Genomic DNA, 15,193 nt, shown 5'->3' with positions numbered 1-15,193 from the left:
GCTTGCAGGTTTTTTTATACCATTGCAAGCCTTTTTAACTAATCTCCAGTCTCTGATCACTAATCAACTATTCCACCACCAACGTTTCCATTGAATGTGCAGGGCTGGTTGTTTTAGCTGCTTTACCTTTTATCCATAGCAGGTAATCAATATCCTTATCGGTTTTGTTCATTACTACTACGGCTATTTTGCCGTCAGTATTGATATAAGCAGTGCTCAAAAGCATGTCGCGGCTGGCAGCGCTAACGATGCGCCTCGCTCCCGGGTGGATGAATTTGGAGAAATGCCCGATGTAATAATAAGCATTGGTATAGGTGATCTGCCCGGTTTTGGTATCCGCATGTACCGGCGCGAAACAGAAATTACCCACATGGTTTGGTCCGCCTTTTTCGTCCAGCAATACGTTCCAGTCGGTCCAGCCAACGGTGCCTGCATTAAAATCATTGATCATTGAAGTACCGTATTTTTCGCCAAGTGCCCAATCATTTACTTTGCTCAGGTCAAACTTTTCGGCGCAGCCTTCAGTAAATATCAAATGCGTATTGGGAAAAGATTCGGCCACGCGGCGCTCGTTTTCAAAATTCATATTGGCGCCGGTCCAGGTTTCGTACCAGTGGTAACCTATACCCCAAACATATTTTGCTGCTTCAGGGTCTTCCAATATAGTGCTGGCCTGCTGGTACATCAGGTCGCGGTTATGGTCCCAGGCGATCAGCTTTTTGTTGGCCATACCCGCCTTATACAAAGTGGGGCCCAAAAAATTCTTGATAAAATCACGCTGATCTTCGGCTGTATACAGGCATGATTCCCAGCTTTGCGTAGCCATCGGCTCATTTTGTACACTCAATCCCCAAATCGGTATCCCAAGCTTCTCGTAGGTTTTAATAAATTTCACATAAAAGTTTGCCCAGCTCTGGTCAAATTCAGGTTTTAGTTTGCCGCCATGTAAAACATCGTTATTGGTTTTCATCCATCCCGGCGGGCTCCATGGTGATGCAAACAAAGTAAGCTTACCACCTGCCGCTTTTATTACTTCTTTAATAAAAGGGATGCGGTATTGTTTATCATGGCTCACATCAAATGTTTTTAAAGCGGCGTCATTCTCTTTAACGTAACTATAGGTTCCGCTGGAGAAATCGCAGCTCTGGATATTGGTGCGGCCAAGGGTATAGCCTATACCCCTGGTTTTATCATAATAGGCTGTAAGCAATTCCTGTTGCTTATCCTTTGGCAACTTGTAAAAAGTCTCGGCAGATGCATCTGTCAAAGCGCCGCCGATCCCCAGCATGGTTTGGAATTTTTTGGATGGATCAACAAACACCGCCACTTCGGTTTCCACCGGTTGCGGTTTATCAGTAAAATGCAGGGTTTCGGTTTGTGTTAAGCGCTTATCAGAGTTTTCGGCGGTAACATATACTTTTACCGTTTTGTTTTTAGCTGAATAGGCAGCTGCCTTTTGTGCATTAGCAGCACCGGCAACCAACAGCAATAAACCTGCAAAAGCAAGGCTTATCAGGGATGATTTTTTTTCATAATTTAAGGCGTGAGATAATTATACCAGGTATAATGGTTTACAAGATTCAAATTTATTCATTTTAGTTGAATTTAGTTAGAAATGTTGTAACAGGTTGTAAAGGTTGTAAAAGGGTTGAATTTCGTGTATTAACCACAACCTTTTCAATTCCTTATAACACTTACAACTTAAAACCACTGTAACAAAACCGTACACTTACCGTACGAAATTGCAACAGGGAGCAAAGCTAAATTCATATTAAACTCCTGTAAATCAATAAATTAACACAACGGCATGAATGTTACTTAACTATTATTTCGATATTGGTTAAAGGCAAAAAGTTGCACAAGCTAAACACCAATGAACTAATGAACTAATGAACCAACCATGATAAAAAACTACCTTAAAACTGCCTTTCGTTCCCTGCAAAAAAACAAGGGGTTTACTGCTATAAATGTGCTGGGGCTTGCTTTGGGGCTTGCCACTTGTTTGCTCATCGTTTTTTACGTGTTTGATGAGTTAAGTTATGATCGTTATAACGCAAATGCCGATCGTATTTACCGGGTAAATGAAGATTTAAAGTTGGGCAATAACCGGGTGCAATATGCAGTTTGCATGGCGCCGCTGGCACAAACGTTAAAAACCGTTTTTCCGGATGTTGAAAACACCGTAAGGCTTAAAAATATTGGCGGGATGCATGTAAACAAAGGCGCCGAGCGTTTTTTGGAATACAGCGCCGTTTTTGCCGACCCTTCAGTTTTTGATGTTTTTACACTGCCGATAATTTATGGCGATAAAAAAACAGCCTTAACCGAACCTAATACCGTAGTGATTACCGAAGCTACCGCAAAAAAATATTTTGGCAGAACAGATGTTGTCGGTGAAAACCTAATCATTGACGGAAATTTGGAAAGGCCTATTAAGGTTACTGCGGTGATTAAGAATATTCCCGAACAATCGCATTTTCATGCCGATTTCCTGGTGTCCATGTCATCCAACCCCGAGAGCCGGTCAACCGAGTGGTTGCGCAGTGATTTCAACACCTATGTGCTGATGCGAAAAGGCGCTGATTACAAAAAGACAGAGGCTCAATTTGCTAAGCTGCTGCGTAACTATAGCGGAGACCAGATGCAGGCTGAGTTGAAGATGAGTTATGATAAATTTGAAAAAAGCGGCAGCTTTTTCAGGTTGAATATGATGCCGCTAACGGATATTCACCTGCACTCCAGCCAAACCGGCGAGCTGGGGATTAACGGCACCAGCCAGTATGTGTATATTTTTTCTGCTATCGCGATATTTATCCTGCTCATCGCGTGCGTAAATTTCATGAACCTTTCAACCGCGCGCTCCTCAAATCGTGCCCGCGAAGTGGGCGTAAGGAAAGTTTTGGGATCGCCGCGTAAATATCTTATCGCACAATTCCTTTCTGAATCAATTTTGATTACGCTGGTGGCGGTGGTCATTGCCATATTGCTTGCGCTGTTTTTATTACCTGGCTTCAATCAACTATCCGGCAAAAATATAGTGGTTAATTCCCACACATTGATCTGGCTACTGCCCTCATCGTTAGTTGCCGTTCTTTTTATCGGCTTTTTGGCCGGTTTGTATCCTGCATTCTTTTTATCGGCCTTTCAGCCAATCGATGTGCTTAAGGGGAAGATATCAAATGGTTTTAAGGGCGGCCTGATGCGCAGTTTCCTGGTAGTGTTTCAGTTTTCCATATCCATTTTCTTAATCATTGGCACGCTGGTAATTTATAACCAGCTGCACTATATCCAAAACCGCGACCTGGGCTATAGCCGCAGCCAGGTATTGGTTATTGATAACGCATTTGAATTGGGCGGTCATGCAAAAGCATTTAAACAGGAAATTAAACAAATAGCAGGGGTTGAAAATGCAACCCTTACCGGCTTTTTGCCCACTGCCCCCAACCGAAGCACAGCTATATTTTACAAACAGGCGCAGGCTGATCCAAAACAAGCCATATTCCCGCAAACCTGGAATGTCGACGAAGATTATGTGAACACTTTAGGTATGAAAATGGCCGCCGGGCGCAATTTTTCAAGTCAAATGTCAACCGATTCCAATTCGCTGGTTATCAATTCTTCTGCAGCCAAATTCCTTGGCTTTACTGACCCGGTAAATAAAATCATCTATAAATCGTCAGGCGGGACAATTCCAACCTTTAAACCCTATACCATAATCGGCGTCGTAAAAGACTTCAATTTCAGCTCCCTCCACGATAATATTTCACCCGTGATCATGCAATTAGGTGATGACGAAGGTGCTTTAAGCGTGAAAGTTCAAACAGCCAACCTGCCGGCACTGCTAAGGCAGGCACAAAACGCCTGGAAAGGGCTCAGTCCTGCACATTTCCAATATTCATTTATGGATCAGGATTTTAATGCGCTGTACCAGTCAGAACAAAACATCGGGACGGTTTTTGTTACGTTTACCATTTTAGCCATTGTAATTGCGTGTTTGGGTCTTTTTGGCCTTGCAGCCTACGCAGCCGAGCAGCGTACCAAAGAAATTGGTATCCGCAAAGTATTGGGAGCCAGTATTTCAAGCATCACACGCATGCTGTCAAAGGATTTCATCAAACTGGTTTGCATAGCCATACTTATTTCTTCGCCCTTAGCCTGGTATGCTATGAACAAATGGCTGCAGGGCTTTGCTTACAGGGCTGATTTTAACTGGTGGTTCTTTGTAGCGGCAGGTGGTATAGCCATATGTATTGCCTTTATTACTGTTAGCTTCCAATCCATAAAAGCAGCGCTGATGAACCCGGTGAAGAGCCTTAAGAGTGAGTAGGCAGTGGTGAAGCATGAGTTGAGAATGGTGAGTTGTGCGCCGAAATTAAGTGTCAGGCAGTCGGCGATATAATGAGTACAATAAAATCGGTGTAATCAAATATAAATCGGTGTAATCATGATTAAAAACTATTTCAAAATCGCTTACAGGCAATTGCGCAAACAAAAAATGTATGCGGCTATCAAGATCGGGGGCTTTGCGTTCAGCATCGCGGCTTGTTTGTTAATTGCCTTATATATCCGTAACGAGATGAGTTACGATAAATCGTACCCGGATACTGACCGTATTTTCCGCGTTGTTGGTATTTATACAAATAACGGCACCGTTAATAAAGGTGTCGAATGGCCGGCGCCGCTGGCCAGGGCCCTAAAAAATGATTTTCCGCAAATAAAAGCATCGGGCCGGCTGATGCCCAACACTTTGATGGGCGCGGGCACTGCCGAACTGCGCCGGGCCGACCAGCAGGAAAACAGCTACGAGGAAGGTATCACTTTTGCTGATCAAAGCATGCTGGATATATTAAAGCTGCCCATGGTTTATGGCGATCGCACACATGCCCTGGCCAGCCCGCGTACTTTTGTAATGTCCAGGAGAAAAGCCGACAAGTATTTCCCCGGTCAAAATCCTGTAGGCAAGGTGATGTACTTTAACAACGACAAAACCCAACCTTATACCGTTGGCGGCGTGATGGAGAACTTTCCCGCGACATCCCACCTCCAATACGACTTTTTGGTAACCTTGGCCGGTAAGGAATTTTGGAAGGGCGAACAAACAAATTGGGGCGATTACAATTACCCCAGTTATGTGCTGCTGAAGCCTGGCACCAACGCGAAGGAATTTGGGCTGAAAATTACGAGAGATGTTGTGCGGAACTATTTACTGCCTGAATTTAAAAAGGGCGGCATGAAAAACGCCGAGCAGGAGGCCGCCAAGTTTAAACTGGTGTTGCAGCCCGTGAGCGATATCAACCTTTATTCGTACGATATCCCGGACGGGCTTTCCCATGGCGACGTCCGCTTTGTATGGCTATTCGGTGGCGTAGCGGCATTTATCCTTATTATTGCCTGTATCAATTTTGTTAACCTGGCCACTGCAAAATCAGCCAACCGGGCTAAGGAAGTGGGCCTGCGAAAAGTAGTAGGCTCGTACCGCAGCAGTTTGATCAAACAGTTTTTAACCGAATCGCTGCTGTATAGCTGTCTATCTTTTATCATGGGGTTAGGGCTGGCGTGGTTGTTACTTCCATATTTTAACACACTGTCTTCCAAGTCACTATCCATACCGTGGGGGCAGTGGTGGCTGCTGCCGGTGATCTTACTTTCGGCTTTTGTCATCGGCATCATTGCGGGCTTATACCCCGCGTTTTACCTGTCGGCATTTAAGCCGGTCCAGGTGCTAAAAGGCGCTATCAGCACCGGCAGCAAAGGCTCGGTATTGCGTAACAGCCTGGTAGTCTTCCAATTTACAGCGTCCATTATGCTCATCATTGGCACCATGGTTATTTATAACCAGATGCACTACATCCTTAACCAAAAAGTTGGGTTTGATAAGGACCAGGTTGTTATAGTGCAGGGCGCCAATACGCTGGGCGATAAAAACGTGAAAACCTTTAAAAACGAACTTCAAAAAATAGCAGCGGTAAAAAGCGTTTCCATCAGCGATTACCTGCCCATTGCAGGCGGCACCAAACGCAATGGCAATACCTTTTTTATTGATGGCAGAACCAAACTGGATGCAGGTGTAGGCGGCCAGTTTTGGCAAATTGATGACACCTACCTTAAAACCCTGGGAATGAAACTGGTTGAAGGCCGCAATTTTTCGTACGATATGTCCGACGACACTGCCGGTAAAACTCTTATTATCAATCAAACGCTTGCCAAAAAACTCAATCTTAAACACCCTATTGGCGCGCGCATTACGCAGGGCTATACGTTCACAGTGATCGGCGTGGTGCAGGATTTCAATTTTGAATCGATGCACGACAAGATCGGCCCGCTTGCGCTTCACTTCGGCCTTAGCCCATCTATGGTTAGCGTAAAAATCAGCGGCACGAATGTCAAAAACACACTGCAGGCTATTGCCGCCACCTGGAAAACATTTGCGCCCAACCAGCCGATCCGTTATTCCTTTATGGACGAAAGCTTCGCCAATATGTATGCCGACGTAACACGCATGGGCCATATTTTTACCACGTTTGCCGTATTGGCAATCATTATTGCCTGCCTGGGCCTGTTTGCCCTGTCAGCATTTATGGCCGAGCAGCGCAGCAGGGAGATCGGCATCCGCAAGGTGCTGGGCGCCAGTGTAAGCGGTATCACAACGCTGTTATCGTTGGATTTTGTAAAACTGGTGGCGCTGGCCATCATCATCGCCTCGCCCATAGCCTGGTGGGGAATGAACAAGTGGCTGCAGGGGTTTGCCTATGCCGTGCCCCTTCAGTGGTGGATTTTCGCCACTGCCGGCCTTGGGGCCGTATTGATCGCGCTCATTACTGTTAGCTTTCAATCCATAAAAGCAGCACTGATGAACCCGGTGAGGAGCCTGAAATCGGAGTGATCAGAGACTGGAGGGTAGAAGTCCAAAAAAATGACGCAAATGACCCAATGACGCGAAGCAAATGACTATTAAAAATTCAATAATTCACTAAATCACTAATTCAATAATTGATTTATCCATGATAAAAAACTATTTTAAAACCGCTTGGCGCAGTTTGCGCCGGAACAAAAGCTATGCTACTATTAATATTGCAGGTTTGTCAATCGGCATTGCAGCCTGCCTGTTGATTTTCCTGGTTGTTCAGTACGAGACGAGCTTTGACAACTTCCATGCCAACAAGGACCATATTTATAGGGTATGCACGCTTTCAAAAGACCCTGACGGCAACCACCTGGAAAGCGGGCTGCCGTTGCCTGTTGCCGAAGGCTTGAGGATTGATTTCCCTGAATTGAAGCAAGTAGCCGGGATCCTTCGCAATGATGGCTCGCATTATTCGATACAGAATGCAGACGGAACTAAAAAGAAGTTCAAGGAGGATGATGCCTATTATTGCGAGCCGCAGTTTTACAGCATTTTTAATTTTGGCTGGCTGGCGGGCAATAAGAAAACGGCTTTGGCCGAACCCAATACCGTGGTACTTTCGGAAGATGAGGGGAACCGCTTTTTCGGCGACTGGCACAAGGCCATGGGCAAAATTGTGCGGTACGAAAACAAAACCGACCTGAAAGTAACCGGCATCGTAAAAAACTCGCCCGCCAATACTGATTTCCCGATACGCCTATTGATTTCATTTGCTACCGACCGCCAGCCCGGCTCCGATAATTACAGTAACCTGAAGGACTGGGTAAGTACTTTTGGCGACAATAGCTGCTTTGTTGTTTTACCCGGCAATATGCCGGTAAGCAAATTTAATGCTGATTTGGTTGCCATGGCCAAACGCCGCAAGCCGGCGCCTTACAATACTTCGCAGGTTTTCACCCTTCAGCCTTTGGCTGACATGCATTACAGTACTGAAACCGGCGTTTATAGCGGCCATACCTTCAGTAAACAGTTGATAGATGTTATCAGCCTGATCGGGCTTTTTCTGCTGATCATCGCCTGCGTTAACTTTATTAACCTGGCTACCGCGCAGGCGGTTAACCGCTCAAAAGAAGTGGGTATACGCAAGGTATTGGGCAGCAACCGAAAACAGCTTGCCGTTCAGTTTATTACAGAAACATTCCTGATCACACTTTTTGCGGTGTTACTGGCTATCGGCGTGGCGCAGGCGGCACTTCCATTTTTAAACCAGTTGCTGGATATAAAACTGAGTAGCGCCTTTTTGGCTGAACCTGTTTTATGGCTGTTTTTAGCCGGCACCATGGTGCTGGTTACGCTGCTTTCGGGGTTATACCCAGCCGCAGTAATATCGGGTTTTAACCCCATAACTGCGCTAAAAAACAGGGTGATGTCGCGCAGGGCTACCGGCATTTCGCTGCGGCAGGTACTGGTGGTTTTCCAGTTTTGCATTGCGCAGGTGCTGGTTATCGGCACGCTGGTGGTGGTTTACCAAATGCAATATTTTCACAATAAATCATTAGGTTTTAACAAGGACGCCATTGTTAATGTGTCCTTCCCGGGTGATAGCCTTAGCCGCAGCAAGCTGAAAACAATGCGTGATGAGCTGTTGCAGCAACCGGGTATTACAGAAGTAAGTTACAGCTTCGCCAGCCCGTCGGACAATAACGGCTGGGGCAGCGATTTCAAGTACAACAATGCCCCGCAACAAACAAAATTTAATGCTTCTTTAAAATGGGCCGATGCCAATTATTTTAAACTGTACGGCCTTAAATTTGTAGCCGGTGGCCCTTATAAAACAAGTGATACCTTATCCGGTTGGGTAGTAAATGAAACTATGCTGGCTAAACTGGGCGTTACCGACCCGGAAAAAGCGATTGGCAAGTACATTAAATTATGGGACGATCCTCATAAAAATTTCCAGATCGTGGGAGTAATTAAGGATTTCAACGTCCGGTCGCTTAAAGATGCCATTCCGCCGGTGCTGATGGGCTCATGGAACGCCGTTTATCAAAGGATCAATATCAAAATATCGCCACAAAACGTTAACCAAACGCTGGCAGGCATAGAAAGAATCTGGAACCAGTCTTTCCCCGATGGCATATACGAATACCAGTTTCTTGATAAAAAAATAGCTGACTTTTATAAAAGCGAGGACCAGCTTTCGCAACTGTATAAAATATTTGCCGGCATTTCCATTTTTATATCCTGCCTTGGCTTATATGGCCTCATTTCATTTATGGTGGTACAGCGTATTAAAGAGGTCGGCATCCGAAAAACCCTTGGCGCTTCTGTAGGCAACATCGTTTACCTGTTCTCAAAGGAGTTTACCGTGCTTATTATCATCGCCTTTGCCATCTCTGCGCCCTTAGGCTGGTTTGGTATGAACAAATGGTTTTTACAGGGTTACACCTACAAAATAACTATCGGTCCCGGCATTTTTTTGCTGGCAATATTGGCTTCGGTTTCCATTGCGTGGATAACCGTAGGATACAAAGCGGTAAGGGCCGCACTAACCAACCCGGTGGAGAGTTTGAGGAGTGAGTGATCAGAGATTGGAGATTGGAAGAAAGTCGGGAAAGTCCGGAAGAAAAAATAACTTAATGAGCCAATGACGCGAAGCAAGTGACTGCAAACAGCGCCACTAAACAAATGAACCAGTGAACTGATGAACCAATCATGATAAAGATCCATTTCAAAATTGCCTGGCGCATCTTAATCCGCCAGAAAACATTTTCGCTTGTTAATATCCTTGGCCTTGCCATCGGGATGGCGGCTTGCCTGCTGATTGTACAATACATCAGCTTTGAGCGAAGCTATGATAATTTCCATGTTAATGCCGGCAGCATTTACCGCATTAAACATCAAAACTACAGCCAGGGTAATTTAATTGAAAATCTGCCACGGACCTATTCTGCCGTCGGCCCGGCTTTGAAATCCCAATTTCCGGAAGTACGGGAAATGACCAGGATCGTAAAAATGACAGGATTAGCCACTTCGCGCCAGCCAAACGGCTCATTGGTGGCTTTTAACGAAAAAAGTATTTATGTCGCAGACCCGTCTTTTTTACGGCAATTCTCATTTCCGATGACTGAGGGATCGCCTGGTGCGCTTCAAAATCCAAACACCGTGGTTATTACTGAAGCAACAGCCAAAAAATATTTTCCCGGGCAGGATGCCATTGGCAAAACGATTAATTTACAGGAACAAAACTCGGGCACCAATATCACGGCCACCGTTACGGGGATATGTAAAAACGTACCTGCAAACTCACAGCTGCAATTTGATTTTGTATTTTCCGGAGACCAAAAGGCAGGTAACTGGAGTTACCCGGACAGTTATACCTACATTCAACTATCGCCAAATACAAACCCGAAAGCTTTTGAAGCCAAACTCTCGGCTTTTTTAAAAAGCAGCATCAGCCAGGTCAGCAAAACCAATAATAACAGCAACACACAGGGCAAAAGTGATTTAACCCATATCTCACTCACACTACAGCCACTCAGGGAGATCCATTTGTATTCAAACCTGACAGACGAGATCAGCCCCGGCGGCAATGGCAGCATGGTTTGGTACCTGGGTATTATCGCCGCGTTGATATTAATAATTGCCTATGTAAATTACTTAAACCTAACCACGGCAAAAGTGATAGAAAGGGCCAAAGAAGTAGGCATCCGAAAAGTATTGGGGTCGCAGCGGGTGCAACTGATCAAACAATTTTTGTTTGAGTCATTCCTGCTGAATATCATTAGTTTGGCAATAGCCGCATTTTTTGTATCACTGGCCATGCCCTGGTTTAGTAAATTGTGCGGGGTAGATTTAAACTTTGATTTATGGAAGGGCTTTTCATTTTTAATCGCATTTGTTACCATATTAGTATCTGGCGTACTGTTATCCGCCATCTACCCGGCACTTATACTCTCCAGCTATAAACCCGTACAGGTATTAAAAGGAAAATTTACGAATTCGGCGCAAAGCATCACGTTGCGCAAAGCATTGGTGATTTTCCAGTTTGCTGCTACTATTGTCTTTATGATTGGCACATTGGTGGTTTACCGGCAGGTGAATTACATGAAAAACCAAAATAAAGGGATGGATATGAAACAGACCCTCATTGTGGTAGCGCCGCAAAATGTAAGGGCTACCGACCTGGATAACCTGAAATACAGGGCAAAGGACAGCACCTTTCAAACAGAATTATCGCTAAACCCGCAGGTGCAAGGCATCACCTCGTCATCCAGCATACCCGGACAGATCATCGACTATATCATGGCGTACACCAGCCACGCGCAAACGCCCGGCGAAAAAAGCCTGAGGCTTTCCACCTTTGAAATTGGCAGCAAATTCATCGATCAATTCGGCATAAAGCTCGTTGCGGGTGATAAATTTACAGCAGATAGCTGGAACCGTAAAACACCGGCCATGATGCTGAATGAAGCTGCCGTCACTTCGCTTGGCTTTAAAAATCCTAAAGACGCCATCGGCAAACTGGTAGAAACGAAGAACGGCAGGGGGCGGGTTTTTCAGAATGAAATTGTGGGCGTGATCCAAAACTTTCATCAAACCTCGTTGAAAGACGACTTCACGCCTATTGTGTTCAGGCTAAGCGACCCGGGCAGCGTTACCCATTACGAACTGAAATTAAAAAGCAGCAATCTACCGCAGGCCATTGCACAGGTAGAAAAAACCTACAAAAGCATTTACCCGGAATCAGCTTTTGAATATTTCTTTTTAGATGACTTTTTCAACCAGCAGTATAAAGCCGAGCAGCATTTCGGGCAGGTATTTACCTTGTTTTCGGGCTTTGCTGTTTTTGTTGCTTGCCTGGGTTTGTTCGGATTAACGCTCACCACCATCACCCAGCGCATCAAAGAAATCGGTATCCGCAAGGTATTGGGGGCATCCGTATCCAATATCCTGCTGCTTATCTCAAAAGATTTTATCGGTCTGATCGCTATCGCCGCTGTTATTGCATTCCCCCTGGCTTACTGGGGCAGCGATCAATGGCTGCAAGCATATAAATTCCGTATCAGCTTTAATGCCTGGTATTTTGCCCTCCCCATGCTTATTGCTTTTTTATTGGCGGCTATCACCATTAGTTTCCAAAGCATCAGGGCTGCAATGGCAAACCCGGTTAAAAGTTTAAAAACGGAGTAAGGTCGTCATTAAGTCATTGGGTCATTGAGTCATTAGTTTTTTTGGCTAACTTAACGCATTTTTACTTTATGCGAACATCGGCAAAGCGCCAATGACCAAATGACTTAATGACCAAAAAAAACATGTGGACCTGCCCCTTATGTAACCAGCAATTTGTAAACACCAACCAGGTGCATTCGTGCCGGGATAAGGAGTTGGCTGATTTCTTTATTGGCAAAAGCCAGTATACGCTGGATCTATTTGATCATTTTATAAACGAATACCGGCACATTGGCGATGTAAAAATACATCCAACCAAATCGATGATTTCAATAGGCTCGCGTAAACGCTTTGCCTACATTATACAGTTGGGCAAAAATTTCATCGATGTGGTTTTTCCGTTCAAACAGGCTTACCAGGATAATTTATGCTTCAATAAAATAAAACCGGTGCCGGGCAGCGATGATTATAACCATCATTTACGGATTTACTTTAAAGAGGATATCAATGACGAGGTAAGGATGTATATGAAGATAGCTTTTGAAAACGGTATTTGAAATATGATCATTTACTACCAGGCTGGTTTATCAGACAACACCGGCTGGTTTTTAACCAACACGTACACATTTTTTTCGCAGCGTTTGCAGAAATATATTTTCACCTGCAAAAAATATAATGCGTACCTCAATAACCAATTGCGCCTAACCTTATGATGAAAAGGCCCGCCGCAGAGGGGGCATAAAAGAGATGACTTTTTCATAACGATAGATGAACATGAATGAATTATTTTTCAAACCGGTTTATACCTGGTTTCGCCTCTGTCAGATAACAGCACATAACGTTTTTTTACACAATGGGCGCAGAAGTATATTTTAACAGGCAAAAAAAATAAAACGTATTTTAAAAACCAGTTGCGCCTGATGCGGTAATGGAAAGCAGCAGTACATTTTGGGCAACGGAGATAGGGTTTGTCTGTAACAAATGCCTTTTCTGCAATTTGCAGGTTTGGAGGAATAGTAAGGTCTTCCATCGTAAACAGGTATTAGCGTGTATAATGCTCTCTAAAACTTTGTTTACCACAAAGTACGGCGCAATACCAGGCCCGGAAAATACCATCTTCTTGGTATTTTACAAATTTAATTCAGCCGGAAAATGAGTTAACTTATTAAAGTCAAAAGAAGGCCCAACAGGAAAATATTGAGAAAAAACGATAAGTTGTTCGTCAGGCAGCGATCCTCCTTTAAAGGCATTAAATGAACAGAAGCCATCTTTTTTATTTATTACTTAAGCAAGTCTTCAACAGCTATTCCATTTATCATCAGGCCTTTTATATTGCAGCCAATAATGTTAACACCACTAAGGTTACAATTGACAATGCTGGATCCGTTCAGATCGCAATCCTCAAATTTGAGTGGCCTTTGCCTTGCGTCAGGATCATAAAACGGATGACCTGCGGGTGGCATGCCGATGTTATGAATATAGGCGCCTCCGAGTTGCGCACCCTCAATTTCCATATCACTCAGGTTTGCATCTGTAATTTTTAAATTTTTCGCGCTCACGTCTTCAAACGTTGAATGATCGATCATCGCGCGCTTTACGCTAATCACTTTTATAGCTTCAGTAATCGTAACAACATCATTATTATTTTCCATTTTGTAGAGTTTTATTATCAAAACTAATTAGCATTATTGTTGGTTACAAGCATTAAAATGCCAAAATAAGGGTGATTTTATGCCAATGTTTTGTAATCAGCCGCATTTAGCTTAAATTCCCGTCCCGGTAAATCATTTGTTTGAAATGGATACCTTTAACCAATAAAATAAGACATATAACAGTATGGAGTTTTTTTCCTACCTCGCCGCATTTTTACTGGTAAAACGCATACAAAAATCACTTGCATTTTCAACTGCAAGGGCTAAGTGGATGTCGCAACTTACGCTCGCATCGTGGATAGTTGTAGGGATTTGTATCCCTGCTGTAATTTATTTGCACAGTGGTTGGCCATCCATATTGGGTGGTGCATTGCTTTTAGGAGCTATATGGTTTGCCAATAGCGAAGCCGATTTTCAGCCATTCAACTCGTTTATAAAGGCGCATCTGCCTTTAGGCGCGGCCAGTATCTTAGCCGGGCTAACAGAGGTGGTCGCCCCCAAATTTTACGACAAATACGACAACTTTTTTGAATTCGCCATAATCGCTGGTTTCGTTTGGATATTTGCCCGTTGGGCCACTACTAAAAAGCAGCGCGAGGAGCTTAATTTAGCCAATCAGCAAAATATCATGCTTGACAAACTGGTTGCCGAACGCACCGCCGAGCTTACCCAACAAAAAAACGAATTACAGCAAACCCTAGAACTGCTGCAAACTACCCAGCAACAACTCATCCAATCGGAAAAACTCGCTTCATTAGGCGAACTCACAGCAGGTATCGCCCATGAAATACAAAACCCGTTGAATTTTGTAAATAACTTCTCCGAAGTTAGCATAGAACTGGTAGATGAGATGGAGCAGGAATTAGCCAAAGGCGATACGGACGAAGCCATTGCCATTGCTGCCGATATCAAACAAAATCTCGAAAAAATCATCCACCATGGCAAACGGGCCGACGGCATTGTAAAGGGCATGCTGCAGCACAGCCGCGCCAGCAGCAATACCAAGGAGGCTACCGATATCAATAAATTAGCCGACGAATACCTGCGGCTGGCTTATCATGGACTAAGGGCCAAGGATAAATCCTTCAATGCTGAAATGATTACGCATCTGGACGAAACATTGCCTATGGCAAATGTTGTTCCGCAGGACGTCGGAAGAGTATTGCTCAATTTATTTACCAACGCGTTTTATGCAGTGCAGGAAAAGCAAAAAAATGCCGGCGCCGGTTATAAACCCACCATTACGCTGAGTACAAAGTCAATTACGGCGCCTGGCGCTAAGGGCAGCCAAAGCATTGAAATTGCTGTGCAGGATAACGGTACCGGCATACCCGACAGCGTAAAAGAAAAAATAATGCAGCCCTTTTTTACGACCAAACCTACCGGGCAGGGCACCGGGCTGGGCCTGTCATTAAGCCATGATATCGTTGTAAAAGGCCATGGCGGCACTATAAATATTGATACCAAAGAAGGCGAATTCACAAAATTCACAGTCACCATACCGGTTTAATTTAAGCTGAGACGA

The 15,193-nt window shown here is 44.4% G+C and carries 10 protein-coding genes; 7 read left to right on the top strand and 3 right to left on the bottom strand.

From position 1 onward, the window contains the following. Positions 1-67: 67 nt before the first annotated feature. Positions 68-1,489, bottom strand: a complete 1,422-nt coding sequence (locus MgSA37_RS04680) for a glycoside hydrolase family 30 protein (RefSeq protein ID WP_232010784.1) — start codon at positions 1,487-1,489, stop codon at positions 68-70. A gap of 411 nt (positions 1,490-1,900) precedes the next feature. Here MgSA37_RS04680 and MgSA37_RS04675 point away from each other — a divergent pair, with 411 nt between their 5' ends. The 6 genes from MgSA37_RS04675 (at position 1,901) to MgSA37_RS28545 (ending at position 12,729) form a co-directional block, all read left to right on the top strand. Continuing rightward, positions 1,901-4,327, top strand: coding sequence for an ABC transporter permease (locus MgSA37_RS04675; protein WP_096350075.1), 2,427 nt, complete (start codon positions 1,901-1,903; stop codon positions 4,325-4,327). A 117-nt stretch (positions 4,328-4,444) separates the two neighbouring features. After that, complete coding sequence (locus MgSA37_RS04670; protein ID WP_096350074.1) at positions 4,445-6,883, top strand: ABC transporter permease; 2,439 nt, start codon at positions 4,445-4,447, stop codon at positions 6,881-6,883. 118 nt (positions 6,884-7,001) lie between these two features. Further along, entirely contained in the window at positions 7,002-9,428 is a 2,427-nt protein-coding gene (locus MgSA37_RS04665) for an ABC transporter permease (protein ID WP_096350073.1), read from the top strand. Positions 9,429-9,559: 131 nt separating this feature from the next. Then, complete coding sequence (locus MgSA37_RS04660; RefSeq protein ID WP_096350072.1) at positions 9,560-12,037, top strand: ABC transporter permease; 2,478 nt, start codon at positions 9,560-9,562, stop codon at positions 12,035-12,037. A 107-nt stretch (positions 12,038-12,144) separates the two neighbouring features. Continuing rightward, the gene (locus tag MgSA37_RS04655) at positions 12,145-12,573 is read left to right on the top strand and encodes a DUF5655 domain-containing protein (RefSeq protein WP_232010783.1); all 429 of its coding nucleotides are present in this window, start codon (positions 12,145-12,147) and stop codon (positions 12,571-12,573) included. A 3-nt stretch (positions 12,574-12,576) separates the two neighbouring features. Next, positions 12,577-12,729, top strand: coding sequence for a hypothetical protein (locus MgSA37_RS28545; RefSeq protein WP_172885291.1), 153 nt, complete (start codon positions 12,577-12,579; stop codon positions 12,727-12,729). 77 nt (positions 12,730-12,806) lie between these two features. Here MgSA37_RS28545 and MgSA37_RS04650 read toward each other — a convergent pair whose 3' ends face one another. Together MgSA37_RS04650 and MgSA37_RS04645 are read right to left on the bottom strand one after the other, a co-directional pair. Next, entirely contained in the window at positions 12,807-13,046 is a 240-nt protein-coding gene (locus MgSA37_RS04650) for a hypothetical protein (RefSeq protein ID WP_096350071.1), read from the bottom strand. A gap of 250 nt (positions 13,047-13,296) precedes the next feature. Next, complete coding sequence (locus MgSA37_RS04645) at positions 13,297-13,668, bottom strand: pentapeptide repeat-containing protein (RefSeq protein WP_096350070.1); 372 nt, start codon at positions 13,666-13,668, stop codon at positions 13,297-13,299. A gap of 184 nt (positions 13,669-13,852) precedes the next feature. On the opposite strand from MgSA37_RS04645, the gene MgSA37_RS04640 reads away from it, so the two are divergent. After that, a complete protein-coding gene (locus MgSA37_RS04640; protein ID WP_096350069.1) occupies positions 13,853-15,178 on the top strand; it encodes a sensor histidine kinase in 1,326 nt (441 codons plus the stop codon). Positions 15,179-15,193 lie beyond the last annotated feature (15 nt).

The sequence above is a fragment of the Mucilaginibacter gotjawali genome, from assembly GCF_002355435.1.
In the GTDB taxonomy this organism is placed as follows: domain Bacteria; phylum Bacteroidota; class Bacteroidia; order Sphingobacteriales; family Sphingobacteriaceae; genus Mucilaginibacter; species Mucilaginibacter gotjawali.
This window is presented reverse-complemented; position numbering and strand designations above follow the sequence as displayed.